The 24,031-nt window shown below is 56.6% G+C and carries 19 protein-coding genes and 2 pseudogenes; 14 read left to right on the top strand and 7 right to left on the bottom strand.

The genetic code is table 11. The features are described 5' to 3' along the window. Positions 1–129 precede the first annotated feature (129 nt). From GGD50_RS27410 to GGD50_RS27390, 5 genes are all read left to right on the top strand, one after another. Positions 130–2,496: a beta-glucosidase family protein gene (locus tag GGD50_RS27410; RefSeq protein WP_183940134.1), complete on the top strand. Its 2,367-nt coding sequence runs from the start codon at positions 130–132 to the stop codon at positions 2,494–2,496. Between the two features lie 82 nt (positions 2,497–2,578). Then, positions 2,579–3,814 (top strand): ABC transporter substrate-binding protein, encoded by a 1,236-nt coding sequence (locus GGD50_RS27405; protein WP_183940132.1) that lies wholly within the window; start codon positions 2,579–2,581, stop codon positions 3,812–3,814. A gap of 52 nt (positions 3,815–3,866) precedes the next feature. Further along, positions 3,867–4,742 (top strand): carbohydrate ABC transporter permease, encoded by an 876-nt coding sequence (locus GGD50_RS27400; RefSeq protein WP_183940130.1) that lies wholly within the window; start codon positions 3,867–3,869, stop codon positions 4,740–4,742. 8 nt (positions 4,743–4,750) lie between these two features. Then, the gene (locus tag GGD50_RS27395; protein WP_425503997.1) at positions 4,751–5,620 is read left to right on the top strand and encodes a carbohydrate ABC transporter permease; all 870 of its coding nucleotides are present in this window, start codon (positions 4,751–4,753) and stop codon (positions 5,618–5,620) included. Positions 5,621–5,622: 2 nt separating this feature from the next. Beyond that, positions 5,623–6,693, top strand: coding sequence for an ABC transporter ATP-binding protein (locus GGD50_RS27390; protein WP_183940126.1), 1,071 nt, complete (start codon positions 5,623–5,625; stop codon positions 6,691–6,693). 468 nt (positions 6,694–7,161) lie between these two features. Here the strand turns inward: GGD50_RS27390 and GGD50_RS27385 are convergent, their stop codons facing one another. The 5 genes from GGD50_RS27385 to GGD50_RS27365 all read right to left on the bottom strand — a co-directional run bounded on the left by GGD50_RS27385 (position 7,162) and on the right by GGD50_RS27365 (position 11,070). After that, positions 7,162–7,821 (bottom strand): nucleotidyltransferase family protein, encoded by a 660-nt coding sequence (locus GGD50_RS27385; RefSeq protein WP_183940124.1) that lies wholly within the window; start codon positions 7,819–7,821, stop codon positions 7,162–7,164. Further along, on the bottom strand, positions 7,814–8,200 hold the full coding sequence (locus tag GGD50_RS27380; protein ID WP_183940122.1) for an XdhC family protein: 387 nt from the start codon (positions 8,198–8,200) through the stop codon (positions 7,814–7,816). The genes GGD50_RS27385 and GGD50_RS27380 overlap by 8 nt, the downstream gene beginning before the upstream one ends. An 839-nt stretch (positions 8,201–9,039) precedes the next feature. Then, positions 9,040–9,981 carry a LysR family transcriptional regulator gene (locus GGD50_RS27375; RefSeq protein WP_183940120.1) on the bottom strand — a complete coding sequence of 314 codons (942 nt, stop codon included), beginning with the start codon at positions 9,979–9,981 and terminating at the stop codon, positions 9,040–9,042. Between the two features lie 173 nt (positions 9,982–10,154). Then, positions 10,155–10,583 carry a thiol-disulfide oxidoreductase DCC family protein gene (locus GGD50_RS27370; RefSeq protein WP_183940118.1) on the bottom strand — a complete coding sequence of 143 codons (429 nt, stop codon included), beginning with the start codon at positions 10,581–10,583 and terminating at the stop codon, positions 10,155–10,157. A gap of 43 nt (positions 10,584–10,626) precedes the next feature. Continuing rightward, positions 10,627–11,070, bottom strand: coding sequence for a DoxX family protein (locus GGD50_RS27365; RefSeq protein WP_183940116.1), 444 nt, complete (start codon positions 11,068–11,070; stop codon positions 10,627–10,629). Positions 11,071–11,651: 581 nt separating this feature from the next. On the opposite strand from GGD50_RS27365, the gene GGD50_RS27360 reads away from it, so the two are divergent. The 6 genes and pseudogenes from GGD50_RS27360 to GGD50_RS27335 form a co-directional block, all read left to right on the top strand. Next, positions 11,652–12,161, top strand: a complete 510-nt coding sequence (locus tag GGD50_RS27360) for a VOC family protein (protein WP_183940114.1) — start codon at positions 11,652–11,654, stop codon at positions 12,159–12,161. 87 nt (positions 12,162–12,248) lie between these two features. After that, the gene (locus GGD50_RS27355; protein WP_183940112.1) at positions 12,249–13,190 is read left to right on the top strand and encodes a glutathione S-transferase family protein; all 942 of its coding nucleotides are present in this window, start codon (positions 12,249–12,251) and stop codon (positions 13,188–13,190) included. A 622-nt stretch (positions 13,191–13,812) separates the two neighbouring features. Further along, the gene (gene moaA, locus GGD50_RS27350; protein ID WP_183940110.1) at positions 13,813–14,862 is read left to right on the top strand and encodes a GTP 3',8-cyclase MoaA; all 1,050 of its coding nucleotides are present in this window, start codon (positions 13,813–13,815) and stop codon (positions 14,860–14,862) included. A 367-nt stretch (positions 14,863–15,229) separates the two neighbouring features. Beyond that, positions 15,230–15,439 (top strand): annotated as a pseudogene (locus GGD50_RS27345) (integrase core domain-containing protein); the annotation flags it as partial. Between the two features lie 399 nt (positions 15,440–15,838). Then, the gene (locus GGD50_RS27340) at positions 15,839–17,926 is read left to right on the top strand and encodes an oxidoreductase (protein WP_183940108.1); all 2,088 of its coding nucleotides are present in this window, start codon (positions 15,839–15,841) and stop codon (positions 17,924–17,926) included. A 170-nt stretch (positions 17,927–18,096) separates the two neighbouring features. Further along, positions 18,097–18,257: pseudogene (locus tag GGD50_RS27335) on the top strand (IS3 family transposase); the annotation flags it as partial. 4 nt (positions 18,258–18,261) lie between these two features. On the opposite strand, the gene GGD50_RS27330 reads toward GGD50_RS27335, so the two are convergent. Both GGD50_RS27330 and GGD50_RS27325 read right to left on the bottom strand, forming a co-directional pair. Further along, positions 18,262–19,125, bottom strand: a complete 864-nt coding sequence (locus tag GGD50_RS27330; RefSeq protein WP_246451551.1) for an XdhC family protein — start codon at positions 19,123–19,125, stop codon at positions 18,262–18,264. 644 nt (positions 19,126–19,769) lie between these two features. Further along, positions 19,770–20,438: a TetR/AcrR family transcriptional regulator gene (locus GGD50_RS27325; protein WP_183940104.1), complete on the bottom strand. Its 669-nt coding sequence runs from the start codon at positions 20,436–20,438 to the stop codon at positions 19,770–19,772. 271 nt (positions 20,439–20,709) lie between these two features. On the opposite strand from GGD50_RS27325, the gene GGD50_RS27320 reads away from it, so the two are divergent. The 3 genes from GGD50_RS27320 (at position 20,710) to GGD50_RS27310 (ending at position 23,934) form a co-directional block, all read left to right on the top strand. Next, positions 20,710–21,177, top strand: coding sequence for a (2Fe-2S)-binding protein (locus GGD50_RS27320; protein ID WP_183940102.1), 468 nt, complete (start codon positions 20,710–20,712; stop codon positions 21,175–21,177). Then, complete coding sequence (ndhA, locus tag GGD50_RS27315; RefSeq protein WP_183940100.1) at positions 21,174–23,423, top strand: nicotine dehydrogenase subunit alpha NdhA; 2,250 nt, start codon at positions 21,174–21,176, stop codon at positions 23,421–23,423. The genes GGD50_RS27320 and ndhA overlap by 4 nt, the downstream gene beginning before the upstream one ends. A 103-nt stretch (positions 23,424–23,526) precedes the next feature. Then, complete coding sequence (locus GGD50_RS27310; protein ID WP_343070022.1) at positions 23,527–23,934, top strand: pseudoazurin; 408 nt, start codon at positions 23,527–23,529, stop codon at positions 23,932–23,934. Positions 23,935–24,031 lie beyond the last annotated feature (97 nt).

Raw genomic sequence — 24,031 nt, 5'->3', positions numbered from 1 at the left:
TCGCGGCTAGATGCGTTTCGTTTCATGTGACATCGTCAGGACATTCTATGGCGCAGCGTGGGAGCCCCAAAGGCGGGGAGGTCCTGCCGGAGCAGGCTGGCTGTGCCCGCAAAATTGGGTGGATGACCGATGACATGGAACGTTTCCGACAAGGAGTTGGCCGAGCTCGTGGAGCAGATGACGCCTGAAGAAAAGGTGACGCTGGTGAGTGGCCAGGGCTTGTGGCGCACAGCAACCAACTACCGTCTGAACATTCCGGAAATCCTTATGACCGACGGTACCTATGGCGTTCGTTATTCGATCGAGCAGATCGACGGTCCGCAGGATAACGACAGCCAGCTTGCCTCCTTCCTCAGCGTGGTCAATGCAGATCTTTCGCGCGGCGTTGAGGACGCATTCGGCTCCACCCGCCCGGCCACGTGCTTTCCCAACGGCTCCTCGTTCGGCTGCTCCTGGGATGTCGATCTGGCGTACGAGCTGGGGGAAGCGCTAGCGGCCGAGTGTCAAGCTTTCGGGGTCCATATCCTGCTCGGGCCCGGCATCAATATACGCCGCACGGCCCTGGCCGGGCGCTCCTATGAATACTATGGCGAGGATCCGGTAATTTCCGGCGATATCGCCGCCGCCGTCATCAACGGGATGCAGGACAATGGCGTCGGTGCGTCGCTGAAACATTTCGCTTGCAATAATTCCGAGGTGCAGCGCACGACGATGAGTTCGGACGTCGAGGAGCGGGCGCTTCGCGAAATCTACCTGAAGGGGTTCGAACGTGCGATCCGCAAGAGCAATCCTTGGACGGTGATGAGCTCCTACAACCGCCTGAACGGCGTTCAAACCGCCGAGAACCACTGGCTGCTGACCGAGGTTCTGCGCGACGAATGGGGATATGACGGCCTCGTCATGTCAGACTGGCACGGCATTAAGGATCGGCCGGCCTCGCTGAACGCCGGCAACGATCTCGACATGCCGGAAAGCGGCGCACGCAAGCAGGAATTGCTAGAGGCCGTAAACGACGGCCGTGTGCCGAGTGGAGCGCTCGATCAGGCCTGCCTGCGCGTCCTCAAGCTCGTGCGCACGGCCCGAAATGGCGCGTGCGAGGATGTGACGGTGGACTACAGGATGCACCATGCGCTGGCACAGCGAATGGCGGCCGAATCGACCGTTCTCCTGAAGAACGAAGGCGGGCTGCTGCCGCTGGGAGGAGCAAAGCTGAAGCGCATCGCGGTGGTCGGCCCTGCTGCGAAGGATCCGGTCATTCAGGGGTCCGGCTGCGCCACCACCCGGCCGACCGATGTTGATGTCCCTCTGGACGAAATCCGCCGGCTGGCCCCCTCCGCGGCCATCGGCTTCCATGCGGTATCCGACTTCGATGCCGGCAGCGCCTCGGAAGAGGCTGCGCTCGCCGATATCGACGCCGCCGATACCGTGCTCTTCTTTGGCAATACCGAAGTGGGCTATGACGGTGAAGGGTCGGACCGTACGCATCTCAACCTGCATGATGGCCAGGACGAACTAATCGACCGCCTGGCGCGCCGCAATGGTAAGCTTGCCGTCATCCTGGCAACCCCTGATGCGGTGGTTATGCCGTGGATCGGGCAGGTCGCTGCGGTCGTCTCAGCCTTCTTCGGGGGCCAGGGTGCAGGACGCGCGGTGGCCGATATCCTGTTCGGTGTGCAGAATCCCTGCGGCAAGCTTACCGTCACGTTCCCGGCTCACCTTGAGGATACGCCTGGCTTCCTTAGCTATCCCGGCGAAAATAATCGCCACCTCTATAGCGAGGGGATCCATGTCGGCTACCGCTCCTATGACAAGCGCAAGCTTCAGCCGCTGTTCCCCTTTGGGTTCGGCCTCAGCTATACGACCTTCGACTACGCCAATGTCGCGGTCGATCGCGACCGCATCGACGCCGACAGCACATTGACGGTGTCCGTGGAGGTGACCAACACCGGCCTGGTCGCGGGCAAGGAGATTGTGCAGGTCTATACACGCCCGCATGCGCCGCGCCTCATGCGACCGCTACGCGAGTTGAAGGGCTTTTCTAAGATTGACCTTCAACCCGGTGAAACGAAGCGCGTTTCCATCGTCATCGAGGCCCGCGACCTTCGCTACTACGATCCGGACTATCGCCGCTGGCTACTGGATGCCGGCAAGCTCAGCATCGAGGTCGCATCTTCCTCACGCGATATTCGTGGCGAATGCTTGATCTCGGTCGAGGCGGTAGCGCTGCCGCTGACCGTCCTCAGTGTCGAAAGCCAGCCCTCCGTGGTGCTGGAGCAGGAATTCGCACGCAAGCGCTTCGGCGCCTTTCTTCAAGCCCAGCTCGACCTTGATGATAATGAAACCCAGAAGATGCTGGAATATTGCAGCGGCTCCTTCCTTGGCATCTACAACACCGTCGCCTGGGTCGCGGGAGACAAGATCACCAAGAGCGACATGTCAGCGCTTCTCGACGGCATCAACCGCGATCTCGGCGTTGCCCCGGGGAGGGCCGGCTGACACTTCCGGAATGCCAGAAGCGGCACCTCTCCATCCTGTCGAAACTGGATCGACAGCACGTTTGCAGAAAAAGGGGATTGAAATGAATGTGACACGACTCTCTTCCACACTGACCCTTGTCGGCCTGCTCGCCACGGCAAGTGCAGCGCATGCCCAGACCGTTGATGTGCAGCAGTATTGGACCAGCTCCAGCGAATCCAAGGCGATGAACACAATCGCAGACGCATATAAGGCGCGCGGCGGCAAATGGATCGACAGTCCGTCGGCCGATTTCGATTCCGCCATTGCTGCCGCCACCAGCCGTATCGCCGGCGGCGAGCCGCCGTCTGCCGTCCTGATGACACCGAATGCGGCGTTGCGCGACCTTGCCGCTGCAGGCCAGCTTCGCGATTTCAACGATCTGGCGGAAACCGGCGGCTGGCAGAAGGTGATGGCGCCGCTGATCTGGGACAAGCTAAATGTCGACGGCAAGCTAGTCGCCCTGCCGGTAGGCATCCACGCAGATAACTGGATCTGGTATTCCAAGTCGCTGTTCGATGAATTGAAGCTTGAAGAACCAAAGAGCATTGACGATATGTTTGCGGTCGCAGACAAGCTCAAAGCCGCCGGCCACATCGCTTTTGCCGTCGGCGGCGAGCCTTGGCAAGAGGTCTCGATCCTCACCGATTTCATTCTTGCGCTGGGCGGGCCGGACTATTGGAACGAGCTGTTCGTTAAGCGCGATCCGGACGCGTTGAAATCCCCGATTCTGCCCAAGGCGTTCGAGCTGTACCGCAAGGTTTCGACCTATGCCGATCCGGCCAGCCCCGGGCGTTCGTGGAACGACACGACCAATCTCGTGATCACCGGCAAGGCGGGCATGCAGTTCATGGGTGACTGGGCGCGCGGCGAATTTCTCGCGGCCGGGCTGACGGCTGGGAAAGAGTTCGGCTGCTTCCTGACCCCGAGCGAAAAGCCCGCTTATGCAGTGATCGTCGATGTTTTCGCCTTCCCCCTTAACGCCGATGACGACCGCATCAAGGGCCAGACTTTTCTGGCAGAAACCGTGATGGACCCGGCCGTCGAAACCAAGATCGCCGCAGTCAAGGGATCTGTTCCGTCGCGCCTCGACGTCGATACCAGTTCGCTTGATGCTTGTGCTGCCAAGGGCGTCTCCATGCTGGCCACGCCGGGGAAGGCGGTCAACTCCGCCTATGTCGCACTTGCTGGAGACCTGAACGGCCAGTTGACTGATCTCGCCACGCAGTTCTGGACCGACCCGTCGATGCCGGCTGACACGGCGATCGAGACCTTGAGTGGCATCCTCCAGAGCCAATAAATTTGAGAAGGGCGGCGCTTCGCCGCCCATGAGGGTTTGGGGAGACCTCGGAATGACAACTTGGCTCAATCGGCAGGCCTTTAGGCCCGATATCACCGTGATGGTGTTCTTCGCCGCTATCGCATTATTTTTTTATGGATCGATTTTCTGGACCTTCTACATGTCGATGACGCGGTCGACACTGGTGCCGAGCTACGAGATCGTCGGTTTCGTCCAATATGTAAAGCTCTTCACCAACCAGCGTTGGCTAGTATCTTGCGTCAACATGGTGATTTTTGGTGTGCTCTACATCGCCGGAACACTCGCCTTCGGCATGCTGCTGGCGGTGCTAGCGGATCGCCGCATTCGCGCTGAATCGTTGTTCCGCACCATTTTTCTCTATCCGCTGACCGTTTCGTTAATCGTCACCGGTCTTTCCTGGCGCTGGCTGCTTGATCCTTCGAACGGTTTGCAGGCGCTAATGCACAGCTTCGGTTGGCAAGGTTTCACCTTCGACTGGCTGGTGCGCCCGGACAGGGCTCTCTACACACTGGTTATCGCTAGTATCTGGCATTCCGCAGGCCTCGTCATGGTTATTGTTCTTGCCGGACTTCGCGGCATAGACAACGATCTCTGGAAGGCGATCCGAATGGAAGGGATCCCGTTGTGGCGGGCCTACCTTCAGGTGATCTTCCCCGGTATGCGGCCGATCATCGCCTCTTGTGTCGTGCTTTTAATGTCGGAAGTCATTCGCGGCTACGATCTCGTTATCGCCATGACCAAGGGCGGTCCCGGCATTTCAACTGAAATGCCGGCAAAATTCGCCGTCGATTTCTATTTCGCCCGCGTCAATCTGGGGCTCGCGTCGGCCGCGTCGATTATGATGTTGTTGCTCTCGCTGCTGCTGCTTGCGCCGTATTTCTATAGCGAATTCCGGAGGCGCACATGACCCCCGTGTTGGCCCGCTCCAAACCTTTTACGCCGCACGCCGCCCGAATCGGCCTTTATACTTTCCTGATCGTCTCGGCGATATTCTTCCTGCTGCCGCTGCTGCTGATGGTGATGAACTCGCTGAAACCGCTCGAGGAGATCCGCCAAGGTAACCTATTGGCCCTCCCGATCAAACCGAGCTTAGACGCCTGGGTGACGGCTTGGAAAGACGCCTGCACCGGTCTCGACTGCAAAGGCGTGCGGCCCGGCCTGTGGAACTCGATCAAGATAACCATCCCCGCCGTGATCATCTCCACGCTGGCGGGGGCGTTGAACGGCTACGCGCTGTCGCAATGGAAATCGCGGCATGCGAATGTGACCATGCTCCTGGTGACGGTCGGACTGTTTATTCCCTATCAGGCCATGCTGTATCCGACCGTGAAGATCCTTAGCAATGTCGGGCTGTTCCGCACATATCTCGGCATCGTCTTCGTGCACGTCATCTATGGCCTTCCTTACACAACGTTGCTATTTCGCAATTTCTACATTGGAGTGCCAGATGAGATCAGCCGCGCCGCTCGCATGGAAGGTGCAAGCTTCTTGCGAACCTTTAGATCGGTCATCTTGCCGATTTCGACTAATATTCTCGTGGTAGTGGCGATCCTGCAATTCACTGGCATCTGGAACGACTACCTGCTCGGCCTCATCTTCGCCGGCAACGACAACCTGCCGATGACGGTGCAACTTACCAATATTGTCAACAACGCGCGCGGCGCGGCCAACCCCAATGTCAACATGGCCGCGGCGCTGATCACCGCCATTCCGACGCTCGTCGTCTACTTCCTGTCCGGCCGCTATTTCGTCCGCGGCATCGCCGCCGGCGCCGTTAAGGGTTAACCATGTCTAGTATCTCTCTCCGCCAGATCAAGAAATCCTATGCCGGCCTCGACATCCTCAAATCCGTCGACCTGGAAATCGAAAAGGGCGAGTTCATCGTCATCCTCGGCCCGTCGGGCTGCGGCAAGTCTACGCTGCTCAACGTTATTGCCGGCCTTGACGATTGCGATGCCGGCCAGATCGTTATCGACGGGAACGATGTCATCGGCCTCGAACCCAGCCAGCGCGGCCTGGCAATGGTATTCCAGTCCTACGCGCTCTTCCCCGCCATGACGGTGCGCCGCAATCTCTCCTTCGGTATGAAGATCGCAGGCACCCCCAAGACACTGATCGCCGAAAAGGTGGCCTGGGTGGCAAAGCTGCTGCAGATCGAGCCGCTGCTTGAGCGCAAGCCCGGCCAGCTCTCCGGCGGCCAGCGCCAGCGCGTCGCGATCGGCCGGGCGCTGGTGCGCTCCTCCAGCATCTGCCTGTTCGATGAACCACTGTCGAACCTCGACGCCAAGCTGCGCGCTGAAACCCGTGTCGAACTTAAGCAGCTTCACGAAACTCTGAAATCTACGATGATCTACGTCACCCATGACCAGATTGAGGCCATGACCATGGCTGACCGTGTCGCCGTAATGTACAAAGGGCAGGTCGAGCAATTCGCGCATCCCCAATCGATTTATGAAAAGCCGGCCAGCCTGTTCGTGGCCGGCTTCGTCGGTTCACCTGCCATGAACTTCCTGGATGGCCGGCTGGATAGCGAGGCGCGCTTCGTAATGGGCAATACCAAAGTCGACGTCTCCGAGTACATATTTGACAAAGCCCCGGACCTCGCCGAAACGATGTTAGGCGTGCGTTGCGAGGATATCACCGTCGTTAATCGCGGCGCACCGGGCAGCCTGCCCGCGACCCTGTCCTTCATCGAATTGCTCGGTGCGGATGCCCTTGGCTGGTTCGATTGCCTCGGCAAGCGCTTCAGCGTGCGTCTTGCCGTAGCGACGGCGCGCGCAATGCCGAAGGAGGTTGGATTGAAGCTCGATATTGCCAAAGCATCACTTTTCTCCGTGGCGACGCAGCGACGGCTTTGAGCGCCAATGCATAGCCGAGGTAACTGACTGCAAGTTGGCAAAGCGCATTGCAGGTCTAGTGTGGGGCCGGCGATTGAGTTGACTCCGGCGCTGACGTTGTTGACCCTCCCTGCTTGCATGGGATGGAAATCTAGCGAGGCAAACAATTTTCACACCTCGGCAGTTCATATTCTTGCCACGCCGAGGGAGGTTCACTGGAAGAGCCCGTCATACGGGAAAGGTGATGGTGTCTCTTGACGCTGGAGCCAGCGATTGCAGCCGATAGCGATGAAAAGAGCGCTCAGGTCTCCGAACCATCACAGCGACAACTGGCTTCGCGCAGCACTGCGCGGAAGAGCCCTGACGTTTGCTCGGCGCATTCTGAGCTCGCTTCTCGGCGGCATTACCTGAAGACGGCAAGCGACACGGAGCGTGAGTACGATGCTCTTTGGCCTGTTTGCTTGGGGATCGGAGAGGCCGGTGTTTCATCTAGTTGCGCAAAACACCGCCTGCCGCTTCGATGGCGTGTGGCGTATCAACATCGATAAGGGCGCCTTCCCCGATCTCGACATCGATTACGGGCAGGCTGGAGCCCCGAATGAGCTCTCTCGCGCCCTTGTCACCGTTTAGGCTTTTCAGCTCATGGTAAATCGTGCTGGGGAAAACCACTGGATTGCCCGATTTCCCGCCGGCGACCGCGCGGATGATGCACGCAGCTTCGTGATCGCGGAACGCCGATATGATAGAGTCAAGATCTGCCCCGGTCAGAGCAGGCATGTCGGCGAGCATGATCATTATGCCGCTCGGCTGATAGGCCTCGGCAGCGGCGACACCGACGGCGATTGAGCTTGCCATGCCGGACGGAAAGGCCGGATTGTGCACGAGCGTGACAGGCAGATCGGAGATCGAGCCCGCAATATCGCGATGCCGATATCCGGTAACTACGATGACCGAATGGCTCTTACAATTGCTTGCAATTATCGCCGAGCGGCGAATGAGCGGCACGCCTTGAAATTCGGCGAGCAGCTTATGAGCGCCACTGTCACCCATTCGGCTCGATTGTCCCGCCGCGAGAAGGACGATGGCAACAGAGATCCGTTGCTCCCGCTGGCTCAATCTCCTTGTCGCCGTCTTCCGCCCTTTAGTCATCTGTAGATCGCGAGTCGGGAAGCCGCAACATCGGCAGGGAACGGCAGCGCCATGGGGTCGAACCGAACGTCGGACCAAAAATCCCCATCGGCGCCTTGATGCGCTCCAGATCATCGTTGTCGTAGCCGAGTTCTCTCAGGCGCTCGACGCGCCTTCGGTGCGGCCGGGTGGCTCCGAGCGGGCCGATGCAAAAGGCTGATGAACCGAGAGCCGCGGCTAGGGCAGGCGCCTCCTGGTCGAGATCGTGATGCAGGAACAGGACGGTCGAATAACCATCGATATTCCCGACAATGTTTCGCCCGGCATTCCCCGGTTCGCTGACGATCACGTCGACATCCGACGCCGCTGTGGCCAGGGAGAGGTCGGTAACCTCGATCATCGATTTGCCTCTTTGTTGGAGGTTGTCGTATTTCGGGACCGGTCATGCGACATCGCGCAGGCCGCCGATCAATTCGTCAAGCGGAGGCGGGCGATGCGGCCTTCGACCGGGCTTGTGCTGCGGGGATGGGCAACGGCGCGTTTCGACAGCGAGTCAGCGCACCGCCCCCTTTGTCAGAGCGTCTCATATGCTAGCTCGTTAAACATACCCCATTTTGGGCGCGGTTAAAGCCCACTCTGCAACGGACAGAAGCCCAGCAAATACCGGCTCCCACGGACCGTTCTTACTATTCCCTCGTCCAGACGGTAACCGGCCCGAAAACGCTGGACCGTTACCGGAAAGCTCTCTTCCAGATGGCAGATATTACTTGCCGAAAGGAATCATCACCACGGCTAGGTCAGCATTGAGCCGGCGGAAACGAGGCGTTCTCACTGTTTCGGTTCGTATACTGATCGGCTATATCCGCTTTATTAGCAGAGTCCCAGAGCGCGGAGCCGCCGTTTACACCAAGAACCCGCCCGGTAACGCAGTTTGCTTCATCTAACAACAGGAATGTGATCGTAGCGGGTAGAGCTCTTTGCCCCACCGGAATCGCTGATCGACATGGATCCCGGCCGAAGGCAACACATCCGAGACAACGGTTCCAGGCTACTCTAATGCCGCCGCTACCAGTCGTTGAAAGATCCTTTGAAACATTTACTGCGCTAGGCGGCCGTGAAAGGATTGGAAGGTAGTCGTCCTTCTCATTCATCCTGTCGACACCGGGAACACCCCCAGTGAGCCGGTGATCGCTGCGACGCGTTTTTATCGGCAATGGCTACGGAGCCCTTAGAAAAAGGTCATAACGAAGTGACGGGGTCTTCGTGGCGACCTTCCGTCGAAGCGAGGCCGCGCTCGACGAATTTTTCAATAAGCCACGAAGCCGCCGGGCCGATTGCATTCCTCTTCAGATGCGCCACGATCAGCGGGAAGTTCGGCATTCGATCGGATCCTTCCCAACGATCTGGCGTCAACGCGACGAGCGCTCCGCTCTCCAGATCGTTCGCTACCCTGACGCGCGGCATGCTGCCCCAGCCGATACCGGCGCGCAGTAGGTTGTGCTTCGTTTCCATGTGTGTCATGCGCCAGCGATTGATCGCATGAATTCCGTAGTCCTGGTCGCCGATTTGCTCGGCTTCACCCAAGACAAGTTGCGTATGGTCTCGCAGAACGACCGCCGGAAAATGCGAAGCGATCGTGGCGAGCGGATGGGACGGCGCCGTAACCGCCACAAGCTCTACGTGACCGCAGACCCGTCGCTCGAGATCATCCAGGTTCGGTTTGTACTCGCTCATGATCCCAATGTCGGCATCCCCTTTCCGCAGCACCTCGACGGCTGAGTCCGAGGTCTTGAGGATAATGCGAAGTTCAACGAGCGGAAAGGCTCCTCCAAACTCGGAGAGTACCTGCGATAAAAGCCCAGCTGGGACGTTGAAATCCAGTACCAGTGTCAATTGCGCTTCGACGCCCCGTGCAATCCCCTTGACCTGAATACGCCAGTCGGCAACGTCATCGACGATGCGCTTTGCCCTCGGGAAAAGTGCCCTTCCGGCGTCCGTCAACAAAGGACGGTAATGCCTTCGGTCGAAAAGCATCACGCCGCTCTGCTCTTCAAGTTTCTGAATTGCATAGGTGACGACAGATTGGGCTCGGTTTAGATGGCGTGCAGCCGCTGCGAAACTGCCCTTTTCGACAACCGTTATGAAAACCGAGAATTGGTCGAGGGTCAGCGCATCTGTCATGTGTCGCGAGCTTCTTTAAGAGGTCTTGCCGTTAGAAAACATGTCGGGCCTAACTTCTCAAGTCTAGCCGATCACAATTCTGGCCCTTGATTTCTGTCTGTCTGGAGCATCGGGTGCTGCCGCCGCTGAATTGAAGGGATGCGCTTCTTTTGCCCGGTTAGAGGTGCTTCTCGTCAACGACCGCAATCAACCGGACGCGAACCTTCTGGTTCTACAAACCGCTCGCGTAAGGACGCGGGGGAAATGAAGCAACTTTCGCGCCGACCGAACCAAGCGTAGCGACGGCGGGCAAGGAACGTGTAGACCGCGTCCCGTAACACCTTCGGCACGTATTTTAAGACAATGAGCCAGCGCCACGGCGCTTTCAGAGATGTGAAGATATGAAGCACCGCGTCGGACTTCACCAACGCACGATCTCGGTCAAGTACCATGAAACTGATTTCATACAAACGTGGATCGTGGCCCTGACGAATGGCTAGATCAGAACCTGTCTGCGACCACGCACTGATGAACTGGCACCGCGCGTCAATCTCGTGATCCAGAACAAAGCGGACGAAACGGCTACAGGCGACGCAGTCGGTATCAAAGACGATTCTGATCATAACACTGATACTCGACTGTTTCGTCTTTCAATAATATCGTCAGTTATCGCTGTGTCAGGCTGATCGCTTTCGCGCGCCTAGTCACCAGGGACGGCGTAGGCACCGCAGCCAGGGGACCGTCCCCGACACATGCCAGGCCAAAGAGACCAATGGTCCAAAACGCGGGAAACTCCCAACCTCCGTGTGGATTGTCGAAGAAGAAACCAACGCCTGCATGAACCGAGAAAATGGTTCCCAGCAGAAGTGGTATCGACACCGCCGCAACAAAGCGCGCATAAACCCCAAAGATGAGGGCCAAGCCGCCGATCAGTTCCCATGCAATCACCGGATAGGCCAGCCATCCCGGGAGACCGATCGATACAAAAAACTGCGCCGTCCCGGTGGGCGTGTAAACAAAAAGTTTTTGGGCGGAATGGGCCACGAACATGGAGCCCATAGACAGCCGCAGAGCCAGGGCTGCATAAGGGGCGGTTCTGATGTCGATCATGATAATACCTCTTTTCGAGTTACGCCTTGGCGCCTCATGCCATTCAAGCGGCGACGTATCGAACGGAAAAGAGGGAATGTTGCAAATAACACGTTCGAAAAATACGGCGGACTTTAATGCGCCTAATTCTCGTTCGGGACGAATCGACCGGGGACCGAACCGTCATAGCTAATCGGGCCAGCTGACGTATGGGACGTTAAGCCGATGGGACGAGTCTGTTCCTCGAGGAGATGGCGGATGAGACCCGCGGTGTGCACCGCAGCTAGGCGTGCGGCTCGAAACTTTGCATTTGATGCGGAATATCGTGCGCTTTTCGGGCGCTGCAGGCAGGCCATCGGTGAACTCGACTGAGGAGTGAGCAATCATGCCCGGGTTTCAACACGTTGGTTTGCCAGCTGAGTATCGTATTTCCAGAATGGCATCTTCGAGACTATCCGAGTTTTATTGACGTCAGCAAAGGTGCTCAATAGCAACCAGATCCGAGATGGCACCGGCTGTATCCGGGTGAGCCGCGCTCGGTGGTGCCTCGATGCATCCTGGCGCGGGGCTGAACATCTGGCATCCGCAAGAATGGAGAAATAATGGTTGAATACCGCACGCCGCCCGAAACCCGCATTGGTCACATCCACCTGAAGGTAGCGGATATTGATCGTAGCATTTCGTTCTATCGCGACGTTCTAGGATTCAATCTCAACTTTAATCTGGGAAGTTTTGCGTTCCTGTCAGCGGGAGGCTATCACCACCAGATTGGCCTGAACACCTGGCAAAGCAAAGGTGCCCCGCCTGCGCCGCAAAGGACGGCTGGTCTCTATCACTTTGCGATTAATTATCCGAGCCGCCGCGATCTTGCGCGTGCTTTTCAGCGGTTGATGAATAAACAGTATCCCATTGATGGGGCTGCAGACCATACGAGCCATCTGGCCATCTATATGAGCGATCCTGACGGTAACGGCATTGAACTTGCTTGGGATCGCGATCCGAGTTTTTGGGAGGGGTGGCGGCATGACTTGACTGCAGCAGACGCACAAGCACTCAACAAGCCGCTCGACCTAGGGGCGCTTCTCTTGGAAGCCGAGGAGGAGCAATCCTAGCAAGGCGGAGCGTCTGGGGTTTGGCCCCACCACGGGTTCGTGTGTGTGTTCTCTCCTCGCGGGAGACTTGAAGAAAGGATAAAATCGATGGGAAATAAAGGGCACGATATACGAACCCTTGAGACGGATGCCGGAGGCAAGTTCATCAGACAGCCTTCGAGCTTCCGAGACTGGATTACACCCACCGGTGAGCCTGGACCAGATGGCCAACATGCTTTCAAAGCAGAGGCCGGGAGCTTCCGCCTAATCGTTGCATTGAGCTGTCCCTGGGCGTCCCGCACGCTCATTGCGCGAAAGCTCAAAGGGCTGGAGCAAGTGGTTTCGGTCAGCATAGTTGAGCCTGAGCTAACAGAACGCGGATGGCACTTCGGCCCGCGTTCGGGAACGGCCGAGCACGAATTCGAAGGGGCAAGTTATCTCCGTGAGATTTACCAGAGAATTGCCCCGGACTTCTCAAAACGGGCGACTGTTCCGGTATTGTGGGACAATTTGGCCAAGACCATCGTCAATAATGAGTCCGCAGACATTCTCCGCATTTTCAACTCTGGTTTTGGCCAGTACGCGACGTCGGATTGCGACCTCTTTCCGGAGGCATTACGCGCCGAGGTCGAAGAGCTCAACAACTGGACATACCCGCTTTTTAACAACGGCGTTTACCGTGCTGGGTTCGCTACATCTCAAGAGGCTTATGAGAGCGCGGTGGCGGACGTCTTTTTAGCGCTAGACCTGCTTGAGAGACGGCTGAGCATTTCTGGCGATTTTCTATTCGGCGAGAGATTTACCGAAGCCGACATTCGGGTGTTCGTTACGCTTGTCCGTTTTGAACCGGTCTATTACAGCCTTTTCAAATGCAATGTGCGGCGGTTACAGGACTATCCATCTGTGAGCGCTTATCTGGCACGGGTGCTAACCGTTCCGGGCGTCCGCGAGACCGTGAATCTCGAGCACATAAAACGGGGCTATTACTCCATCACATCCCTAAATCCCTCAGGAATTGTACCTGTCGGGCCGCAAATTGCAGGAATTTGATTTGTTCTTACGCCGCGCAATGTCACGTGCGATTGTCAGAGCTTAGCATCATGGCATCTTGATGAAAATCGAACTCGCACTGAACCGGCGGCAGTGTAGGTACCCGAAATGCGGGTGACGGAGCTCACCGACAGGTTGTCTGAGACTGCTTCACCCTGTATGCGACGAACTGAACGCATGGCTGTGGGCTTGGTTGGCACAGGATGGGCGGTCGCCCGGCTGAGTACTTGATGCACCGGCTCGGCATGCAGGTCAGCGACGACACGATCTTGCGGCAATTGAAGTACAAGAACCCGGCGTCCATACAATAAGACTTCTGGTTGTGGCCATTGATGATCTGAGCTGGCGGAATTACTCGCGGTACGGGACGATCATTGTCGATCTTGAGCGTCATTCGCTCCTCGGTTGACATCTTGCTTTTGCTGGCCAGCATCGACTGGACAAGGTAAAGCAAAAATCCGATAACAAGGCAAACGAACGTAGCACAATTCGATCGTTGCGCAGTACCGCAGAATCCTGCCTGGAGGAATTCTTTGCGTTCACTTCCCCCGACGGAAAGACAGTGTTTCACCGGTAACGCCGCCCATTTCGCTCACGACATTGGTTCAACAGGAGAATTTCGTTGGATACCGTCACCATCGATCAGGCCGACGCTACTGAGCTCATTGGCGCCAAAACGCCGATGGTCGACCCGTTCGGACGCGCCGTCACTTATCTCCGGGTTTCGGTGACGGATCGGTGCGATTTCCGCTGCACCTATTGCATGGCGGAAAACATGACCTTTCTGCCGAAGAAGGATCTTCTGACGCTGGAGGAATTGAACCGGCTCTGCTCCGCCTTCATCGCCAAGGGTGTGCGTAAGCTGCGCCTGACTGGCGGGGAACCGCTGGTGCGCAAGAATGTCATGTTCCTGGTGCGCGAGATTGGCAAGCACGTCCATTCGGGTGCGCTCGACGAACTGACGCTGACGACCAACGGTTCGCAACTATCAAAATTCGCCGCCGAACTTGCCGATTCGGGCGTGCGGCGTATCAATGTCTCGCTCGACACGCTCCATCCCGACAAATTCAAGCAGATTACTCGCTGGGGCGAATTTTCGAAGGTCTTGGAAGGCATTGACGCGGCGCAGGCGGCGGGGATCCGTGTTAAGATCAACGCCGTGGCGCTGAAGGGCTTTAACGATCAGGACATCCCTGACATGCTGCGCTGGGCGCACGGGCGCGGCATGGATCTAACGCTGATCGAGACCATGCCGATGGGCGAGATCGACGAAGATCGCACCGACCACTACATGCCGCTCAGTGAGATGCGCGATCGGCTGGCTGACCAGTTCACCTTGTCGGATATCACATACAAGACCGGCGGTCCGGCGCGCTATGTCGAGGTCTCGGAAACCGGCGGCCGGCTCGGTCTGATTACGCCGATGACCCATAATTTTTGCGAGAGCTGCAACCGCGTCCGTCTGACCTGCACCGGCACACTTTACATGTGCCTTGGCCAAAACGACGCCGCCGACCTCCGCCTGCCGCTGCGCGCGTCGCATGGCGACTCTCTGCTCTCGCAAGCCATCGAAGAGGCGATCACCCGTAAGCCCAAGGGCCACGACTTCATCCTCGACCGCACCCGGAACAAGCCTGCAGTCGCCCGTCATATGAGCGTCACCGGCGGCTGAGACTTCCGAAGTCAGGAAGGCAGGCGTTGCAAAAATCGTCGCTTGGTCCGCGTTGGAACGCCAGAAGTCCATAGTTTTTGAGGTCAATCAAGGCAGGTGAAAACCGAGAGATTTTGTCTCGGCGCGCCTGGCTCATCCACTCTAGAGTGGTGCAGCGCGATTTCCAACTTTTCCGTCTGCTCCCGTTGAAAGCATCATATCCGGAATGGAAAGGTGCGCCAGTCGCGTCCGATAAAGCTTACTTGGAATGAGCGGGAGAAATTTGAGCAGGAGCAAACGAGGAGGGTCGGCTGTGCCGCTGATCAAAGAAGGGATCGCCAATGGCGAACGTTTCTGGGCCCATGCCTCCGAATACACCTGCCCCACCAATGATATCGAGCACCGCACGACCAAGGTAAAGGATCCATGGACCAATGGCCAGGTTGAGAGAATGAACTGAACCGTCAAGGATGCCACCGTCAGACGCTTTTACTATGAAAGCCACGATCAACTGCGCCAGCATCTTGCCGACTTCGCGCCGCTTACAATTTCGGCCGCAGGCTCAAGACCCAACGGCCTCACACCATACGAGTTCATGTGAAAGGCATGGGCTTCACAGCCCGAGCGCTTTACCCTCGACGCTCCAGCAAATGCCGAGCCCATCTAGACCACTCCCCGTAGTTCCTCAGCATAGAATTAATTAGTCAAAATGATATTTAATTGTGCTTTGACGGTATGGTCAGATCGCTTGCCGTGACAGAACCTATTAGGCGCATTAATGCGAAGAAACGGTAGCTTAGCCGTTATCCTGTGAATCCCCTCGTGTGCGCAAGGACTCGGCTTGCAGGTCGTAAAATCTAATATTGAATAATTATCTTGAAGCTCATACGCCGAATCGCTAGCCTGATGGAGTTCTGCCTGGCTGGACGACAGCTGAGGTTCAAGGTCACCGAGGCGAGGTCCCGAAGTCAGCTGGCGGGGGGCCGTGGGAGGTTATATGGCGCGTGATCCACGATACGATGTACTCTTTGAGCCAGTTAAAATCGGGCCTAAGACTACCAAGAATCGATTTTACCAAGTTCCGCATTGTACGGCACTCGGTACTTTTTCTCCGCACGCCACAGCAAGATTTCGTGAGATAAAGGCAGAGGGCGGATGGGGGGTAGTGAATACCGAACTGTGTATGATCCATCCCTCCTCGGATTCTTCCCCGAGCGGAGGTGAGCGGCTTTGGTCGGATGATGACAAGCCCGGGCTTCGGCTTATGGTAGAAGCCGTTCAAAAGCACGGCGCCCTTGCCGGATGCGAATTGACCCATCAGGGTGCTCTCGCTGGAAACCGCATGTCTCGAGAGCGCCCGATGTCTGCCTCACCCAGGCCTGCAATGGATGTACCGGCTGTCGTCCGGCAGATGGATAAGCAGGATATTGCCGACGTTAGAAAATGGCATCGCGCTGCTGCCCGGCGTGCACGCGACATCGGATTCGATATCGTGTACGTCTACGCAAGCCACATGATGGGATTGCCCGGCGACTTCATCACGGAACGTGTCAATCGGCGAACCGATGAATACGGCGGAGTAATTGCCAATCGTGCTCGACTGCTACGTGAGTTGATTGAGGATACCAAAGAAGAAATTGGGTCCGATTGTGCGGTTGCCGTCCGCTTTGGTGTTGATGAAGGCCTCGGCGATGCGGGCTATACCTGCAGTGGAGACGGGCGGCGGGTCGTCGAAATGTTGGCAGAATTGCCTGATCTTTGGGACGTTAACGTTCAGAACATCAATCTCGATGTTATGACCGCGCGCTTTGCTGATGAGGGATGGCAGGAACCGTTTACAGCCTTCGTGAAACAAGTGACAACAAAGCCGGTGGTTGCCGTCGGACGATACACGTCGCCAGATCGCATGGTGTCGCTCATTAAGAAGGGGTTGGTCGACCTGATCGGAGCGGCACGTCCGTCAATTGCAGATCCCTTTCTGCCGAAAAAGATTGAAGACGGTCGTATAGAAGATATTCGTGAATGCATAGGCTGCAACACGTGCCTGTCCATGCAGTACATGGGCGGTGGTATTCGTTGCACGCAAAATCCAACAACGGGGGAAGAATGGCGGCGAGGTTGGCATCCCGAACGCGTTCCGGGAAAGGGGTCCGATGCACGCGTGCTCGTTGTCGGCGGCGGCCCAGCAGGGCTTGAAGCAGCTCTAACGCTTGGACGGCGGGGCTATTCTGTTGCGCTCTCTGAGAGCAACACTTTCCTGGGAGGCCGGTCGGTGCTCGAATCGACACTACCAGGTTTGTCAACCTACCGGCGCGTGGCAGATTATCGAATCGGTCAGATCAACAAGTTGCCGAATATCGATGTCTATCTCGGAAGTGAAATACAATGTTCCGATGTCGACGATTTTGACTTTTCAACAATACTCGTCGCAACTGGCGCAAGGTGGGACCGGGACGGAATCGGCAAGGCAAACCGTTTTCCGGTCAAGGGCTGGGACCAGCGACACGTCATCACTCCCGATGACGTGCTTTCGGGCCAGACGATTAAAGGTCCGGTTGTTATCAATGACGATGAAGGCTACTACCTGGGAGGGGTTATCGCTGAAAAGCTCGCCAAGCAAGGTCTGGACGTTACGCTCCTTACCCCGGATCCAGAACCTTCTCCGTTACTTAAATATACGTCCGAGCGGGAGGTCGTCCACCAAGCTTTGCTCAGCCTGGATGTGAAGCTCGTCACGGCTAGACGTCTAGTTGAGGTCGGCACTGACGAGGTGGAAGCCCACTGTATCTACACCGGTAAAGAAATACGGTTGCCTGCCGCGACGGTGGTGATGATCTGTCTACGCTCACCGAACGACGGCTTACTTCGGGATCTGCGTAAAACAGTTGCAGACAACCCGCCACACTTCACCGTCCATGCGGTCGGCGACTGCTATGCGCCAGGCACAATCGCGGATGCGGTTCATTCAGGTCACCGGTTCGGTCGAGAAATTGACCAAACGCCAATCGGAGACATCAATTATTTGATCGAAAGACCTTTGGTACGAGAAGCGGATAACTGGGACCAATTCGTTGGCACGCGCTAACCACGGTGACGATTATTCGCATCGGAATGGATATATCAAAACATGGATTTCGCTGAACGCCGTCAACGAGGCAAGGTTGCTCGAGAAGCTGTGGCGGCGGCAGATGGTCTGGTTCGTTAAAACACCGTCGACTTCCGTACGCGACGCGTTGTCTGCCTCCTAATGTTGCCTGCGAGGCGGATGCGCCGGTGAGCATTGTAGCCCGTCGGCATGGCATCCAGCCAAATCAGTTGTTCGTCGGGGCAAGCTCGCGTCTCAAGACGCGCTACGACGGCCGCCGAAGAGGAGGTCGTTCCGGCTTTGGAATGCCGGGCCCTACAGAACCAGGTGAGGAGTTACAACGCCCGTGTAGCCGCGATGTCTGCGAGTATGGAAAGAGCGAGTGAGTTTGCCTCTCTTGCTGGTCCAAATATCCCGATGGGTGCCCTTATGCGCTCTAGATCGGAATCTTTCATCCCATCATCTCGAAGTCGTTCCAAACGTTTCTGGTGTGTACGGGCACTACCTAACGCACCGATATAAAAGGCGGTAGATTTTAGAGCAATTCGGAGGATCGGGCGCTCGCGCTCAAGATCATGATGAAGCAAAACAACAGCGGTGAAGTGGTCAAGCAAGCCGTCTAAGCCTCGGTCGCCATCAAAAAGCGGAAGGACATCATAAGAGCATGCTGCTGCAATCCGGGAAAGTGTCTCAGCTTCGATCCCGTTTCCAGACAAGGCGATCCTGGGCGGAGGGACGTACTTAATTAGAAAACCTTCTCCGTCCCACCCAGATTTGACCGGCGGAGCGGCAACCGTGAGCGTCTGTGAGCGTGGCGAGTATCTGAGTGCTGCCGGAACCCTTCTCGTGAGGCGGTCGAGGATGCGTTGTATCTCACTTATTCCGCTCAGGACGTGAATCGCGACTTTTATACCGCCACCGCACGGTAGTACGATGTCAAAGTATGGCGAACCTTCGCCAAGCAGTATCATACGGTCCCGGCCTTGTGAAATGGCAAGCATTGCTTCAAAAGCGACCGCCGCCTCTACACAACCGCCGGATATATAACCGCAATAGCGGCCGTCTGAGGCAACGGCGATCTGGGATCCTAGGGACCGTGCGGAACCACCGCGAATTTCGATGAGCGTTGCGAGAGCAACCCCTCCCTCTCGCAGCCAAGAAACCGCTAACGAGAGGATTTCGGCTGGATCGTCGGTCATGACTGCTCTGGTCGGCGCCGCTAAGGGCATTTCATTCGAAGGCTTGAGCATAACTGTCCCTTACAAAACCAAACTATGCGAGTCCGCGGTTCGAGGTGTGTGCAAACAGGACAGAGCGTCGAGGGACTGTCACTCGCCCTCTCTCACCCCCGTCTTCACAGTGACCGGACGGTATACTTGCGCCGCAAAGGCAAATCGCAGCAAACGATATTTCCCGGCCGCAATAGCGCGGCTTAATTGACGCCAGCTGACTTCTGGTTTCGACTAGTTGCATCCGTGTCAGACCAGGAAATCTCGTGGCCTGTCACATCCGTTTCGCAGTCTTACCTAATCTGGCCGCACGACCATGTTCTCGTTCGCTTGATGCCTCGCACGCTCAATGAGTGGATAATACACGGCTCAGCGCCCCCTTGAAGCAAAATTATTCAAAACGGGAATTATTATTGCAATGGGCGGTGTCAGCAGATCGGCAAAGCAGGCGCTGGCCGTCTGGCCGGGGAACCAGATCACTCACTCGGAATAGGTCAGTTATCTTGTGCAGAGCGGCAACTGACCCGTGTCGAGAGCCAGAAGGCCACCGATTATGTCCCAGTCCTGGCTCATAGGTCGACGCATTGTCGGCGTCTTGAATCCGCACGATCAACTTAACTGACCGGTGCTCGTAAACCAGCGGAGAGGAAGGCGACGAGGTTCTCGAGCATGGCCTCCTTACCGAGCGGCGAGACCTTTCCTTCCGTTAGGTCGCCAATACGGCCGAGGTCGTTCAGCATGAACATGTAGGTACCCACGAGAAATGCCATGCGTACGCTCAAAAGATCACGGGGTATACCAGGCATCGCAGTTTGAAGGGCGTCGATGTATCGCCGGACAGAGGCGTCGTAAACCTCACGGCGTAGGCGAAGAGCGTGCTCCTCTTGCTCGGCATGCAATCGGGCTTGGAGGCGTACAAATGAAGCGCCGTTCTCGTTGCTGTACTTCATGTCCCACTGGGGCTGCAGATAGGCCTTTACGATAGCCTCGACAGCTGGGCGCTCAGCCTCTTCCAGCACTTTGTCGAGCAGAACATGGCGGGTACCCGACAATATGCCCCCGCGCCGGCGGAAAACCTCATCGAATAGCGATTCCTTGTCTCCAAAATAGTAGCGGATAAGTCCTTGATTTACTCCCGCATTCGCCGCTATCTCGCGCGTCTTCGCCCCCGAATAACCCCGCTCCGCAAAAACGATCTCGGCGTGGTCTAGGATAGTTTCTTTGAGGTCACCATCATGCGAGGGGCGGCCAGGCCGACGGCGCTGGTGAGTTTCTTTGCGCATGCACATTCCGTGTTTTTAAATGCCTGCTTTCATTTCATGAAACACACCTGACCACAAGCCTGAGGCCTCAATTTAGGCGAGTGTAGAATTAATTCGGAATCGTTATTCCCGTCAATGTAGCGTGTTTCAGGATCATTTCCTTCATTTCTCCTATTCGTATCCCTCGCACGTCTGGGGGATGCCAAATGTATTTACTATTGTGAATAATTTTGGCAGACTGCCATAAAAGATGATCTGCGACAAACGGGACCACACTCCGGAGGTGAAGACAATGAAAGTCGATTTTACAGTTAATGGCAGCGCGCGCTCGATCGATGTCGATCCGGCTACGCCTCTGCTCTGGGTCATTCGCGATTACCTCAAGCTTAAGGGCACAAAATTCGGCTGCGGCGTCGGCGAGTGTGGTGCATGCACCGTTCATCTTAACGGCGAGGCCGTGCGTAGCTGTATAACCACCGTCGACAGTGTCGCAGGGGGATCGGTGACTTCGATCGAGGGGTTGAGTCCCAATCATTCACATCCCGTTCAACAGGCCTGGATCGAGCATGCCGTGCCCCAATGCGGCTATTGCCAGTCCGGCATGATCATGGCCGTATCCGATATTCTGGCCAAGAATCCCTCGCCCACAGATGAGGATATCGATAAGGAGCTCACCAATATCTGTCGGTGCGGCACTTATCCTCGCGTCCGCGCGGCCATTCATGCCGCCGCAGCTATGATGAAAGGAGCAGCTCAATGAGCGTCTCTGTCAATCGTCGCGCATTTCTTCTCGGCACGGGAGCACTAGCAGGGGCGGTCGTTTTCCCGATTACAAGCTCAGGCGCGCAGCCAAGTTCCGCTCTGAAGGCCGAAGGGATAGAAATTCTATCCTGGATCGTCATCAACCCAGACAATACAGTGACCTACACGATTCCGCAGACCGAAGTAGGGCAGGGTGTCACGACGACAATTCCGCAAATGCTTGCCGAAGAATTGGACTCAGACTGGGAAAAGACGAACGTGGCTTTTTACGATCCTGCCATCAGCAAGGCTCGCGGCACGCCCTATGTCTGGACCACGACGCTTGGAAGTTTGTCCGCGCACTATCTATTTGCGCCCTCGCGGCTCGCGGCAGCGCAAGTCCGCGCCATGCTTATTGAATCGGCGGCAGCACGCCTTTCCGTGCCGGCGGAAGAGCTGACGACCAGCGGGAATCAAGTGCACCATGGCAAGAGCGGCCGTGCCCTGAGGTACGCCGACGTCGCTGCAGCAGCGGTGAAGCTGACTCCTCCACCAGCTGAGAAGGTTGTATATAGGTCGGTTGCCGATCGCCGCTTTATCGGTAAGCCGATAGCCCCTCGCAGTACCGTGCCTGCAACGCGCGGAGAGATCGTATACGGTATCGATGTAGACTTGCCAGGTATGCGGTATGCCGCCGTGCAGCAATCCCCGGTCTTTGGCGGTAATCTTGTTCGCATCAAAGATGAGGCGCTCAAGGGCTTGCCGGGCCATCCTGTGATTGTCAAAATTAAAGGCGGATTCGTTGGCTACAATTCGCCAGTACCGGACGGGGAGGATCCCGATCTGTGGGCCGCTGCGGTAAACATTGATGACACCGTTGCCGTCGTCGCGGATAGTTGGTGGGAGGCTAAATCAGCCCTGGAATCACTCGAGATCGAGTGGGATGGCGGACCCCATGCTGCTCTGACATCGGAAACGTTGAAATCATCGCTTTCTAAGCAGGCAGGCGGGGAGTTGCCTGTGTTGGTTGAGACCGGTGACGTCGCCAAAAGGATGAAGGAAGCGGCGCGATCACTGACCGCTGAATATGTTTTCCCGTTCATGGATCCCGCGCCGTTGGAACCGCTCAATTGCACGGTACTAATTGAGAAAACCAAAGCGACTGTTTGGGCCGGGAGCCAATATGCCGACGATGCCCATCGTATTGCAACTGAACTCACGGGCGCGGCTCCGGAAAACGTAAAGTTCAACTTGATGCAATGCGGGGGCGGCTTTGGTCGCCGCGTCCAGAACGACTTCGTGTATCAGGCGGTTCAGGTTGGCAAAGCCATGTTGGGAACGCCAGTGAAAGTGCTGTGGAGTCGAGAGGAATGCATAAAGCGTAGCACCTACACGCCCCTCACGGTCGTCAAATTCGCGGGTGCGCTGGATGACGACGGAAACATCGATACCTGGTCATGCCGAATCGCCAGCGCACAAGCCGCGTTGCAATCCTATGGTGGAACGCATTTTCCTTTCTTTTTCCCGAACATGCAAATCGCCTACCAACGCGACAAGACCACACCCATTCCATTCGGGTGGATGAGGGGTGTGGGGTTAACGCAGCACTTGTGGATGAACTTCGGCTTTCTCGATGAGCTGGCAGTCTTGGCCGATAAGGACTCCGTCGATCTGTATAGGGCGCTGCTTGACCCATCCCTCATCCCAAAGGGCCTTGAGAATTACAACATTGCAGTCGCACGCTCCCAGACGCTCCGTCGGGTCCTGGATGCTGCCGCCGAGAAAGCTGGCTGGGGTGAGCGTGCGAAGACCGGCTCGGGCCGGGGCATAGCGGTCAGCGACACTGCTTACTATCTCGGCTACGAGTCGTCGTCCAAGGCGGCGGTGGTCGACGTAACGATCAAGGACGCATCCGTTCGTGTAAATAAGGTTGCGATAACAATCGACGCCGGCACCATCATCAATCCGGATATCGTACGGCAGCAGCTTGAAGGATGCATCTCCTACGCCTTGACGAACGCCTTCTACAGCGAGATCACCGTGGAGGATGGTCAGGTGCAGCAGAACAACTTTTATGACTACCCAATACTTCGCATTGGGCAGGTGCCCGAGATTGAAATAAACCTGTTACCAAGCGACGGCTCCCCCCAGAGCGTCGGTGAGGATGCTGTTCCCATCACGATAGCCGCACTTGTCAACGCAATCGCGGACGCCGGCGGACCGAGGATTAGGTCGCTCCCGATCAAGGAACTGACTTTAGTATAAAACCTCTCCCTCTGAAACCCAAAGAGCCGCTGCACGGCGGCTCTTCATCATAAAGGAAGATCCTTTGAAGCTATTCGCAACCGCATTTGCTGCTGCATTCTCACTGCTGCTTCCCACTGTTTTGTACGCTGCCGACTACAAAGTGGAAATGACAAACAAAGCGGCAGACGGAACAGTAATGGCTTTTGAGCCACGGCTTCTCCGCGTCCAGCCCGGCGACACAGTCACTTTTATTTTGAAGGATAAGGGGCACAATAGCGTGTCGATTAAAAATGCCATTCCCGACGGGGCCGCTCCATGGAGCGGCAAGATTAATCAGGAAATTTCAATCAAGATTGAGGTGCCTGGCGTCTACATTTACCAGTGCACCCCTCACTTTTCGATGGGCATGATTGGCGCGATCGTTGCTGGAGAACCGGTAAACTTGGCGGCCGTTAAATCGCTGCCGTTCAACGGCAAGGCGAAGAAGATCGCCACTGAGATTTTCGCGGCGATTGAAGCAGGGAAATAACTAGTCGGCCGTGAAGTATCAGCAGGTTGTTGATATTCCTGGTATATTGGAGGCTCTCGAATACTCGATATCGCAAGAAAGGTCCGGTTTTCGGTCT

It is taken from the genome of Martinezella paranaensis (genome assembly GCF_014200235.1).
GTDB lineage: Bacteria > Pseudomonadota > Alphaproteobacteria > Rhizobiales > Rhizobiaceae > Rhizobium > Rhizobium paranaense.
This window is presented reverse-complemented; position numbering and strand designations above follow the sequence as displayed.

Coding starts and splice junctions, on each gene's coding strand:
- GGD50_RS27390 (WP_183940126.1), top strand. CDS start 5,623: ATGTCTAGTATCTCTCTCCGCCAGATCAAGAAATCCTATGCCGGCCTC.
- GGD50_RS27400 (WP_183940130.1), top strand. CDS start 3,867: ATGACAACTTGGCTCAATCGGCAGGCCTTTAGGCCCGATATCACCGTG.
- GGD50_RS27325 (WP_183940104.1), bottom strand. CDS start 20,438: ATGCGCAAAGAAACTCACCAGCGCCGTCGGCCTGGCCGCCCCTCGCAT.
- GGD50_RS27380 (WP_183940122.1), bottom strand. CDS start 8,200: ATGATCGAGGTTACCGACCTCTCCCTGGCCACAGCGGCGTCGGATGTC.
- GGD50_RS27320 (WP_183940102.1), top strand. CDS start 20,710: ATGAAAGTCGATTTTACAGTTAATGGCAGCGCGCGCTCGATCGATGTC.
- GGD50_RS27385 (WP_183940124.1), bottom strand. CDS start 7,821: ATGACTAAAGGGCGGAAGACGGCGACAAGGAGATTGAGCCAGCGGGAG.
- GGD50_RS27355 (WP_183940112.1), top strand. CDS start 12,249: ATGGGAAATAAAGGGCACGATATACGAACCCTTGAGACGGATGCCGGA.
- GGD50_RS27360 (WP_183940114.1), top strand. CDS start 11,652: ATGGTTGAATACCGCACGCCGCCCGAAACCCGCATTGGTCACATCCAC.
- GGD50_RS27340 (WP_183940108.1), top strand. CDS start 15,839: ATGGCGCGTGATCCACGATACGATGTACTCTTTGAGCCAGTTAAAATC.
- ndhA (WP_183940100.1), top strand. CDS start 21,174: ATGAGCGTCTCTGTCAATCGTCGCGCATTTCTTCTCGGCACGGGAGCA.
- GGD50_RS27375 (WP_183940120.1), bottom strand. CDS start 9,981: ATGACAGATGCGCTGACCCTCGACCAATTCTCGGTTTTCATAACGGTT.
- GGD50_RS27370 (WP_183940118.1), bottom strand. CDS start 10,583: ATGATCAGAATCGTCTTTGATACCGACTGCGTCGCCTGTAGCCGTTTC.
- GGD50_RS27405 (WP_183940132.1), top strand. CDS start 2,579: ATGAATGTGACACGACTCTCTTCCACACTGACCCTTGTCGGCCTGCTC.
- GGD50_RS27410 (WP_183940134.1), top strand. CDS start 130: ATGACATGGAACGTTTCCGACAAGGAGTTGGCCGAGCTCGTGGAGCAG.
- GGD50_RS27330 (WP_246451551.1), bottom strand. CDS start 19,125: ATGACCGACGATCCAGCCGAAATCCTCTCGTTAGCGGTTTCTTGGCTG.
- GGD50_RS27365 (WP_183940116.1), bottom strand. CDS start 11,070: ATGATCGACATCAGAACCGCCCCTTATGCAGCCCTGGCTCTGCGGCTG.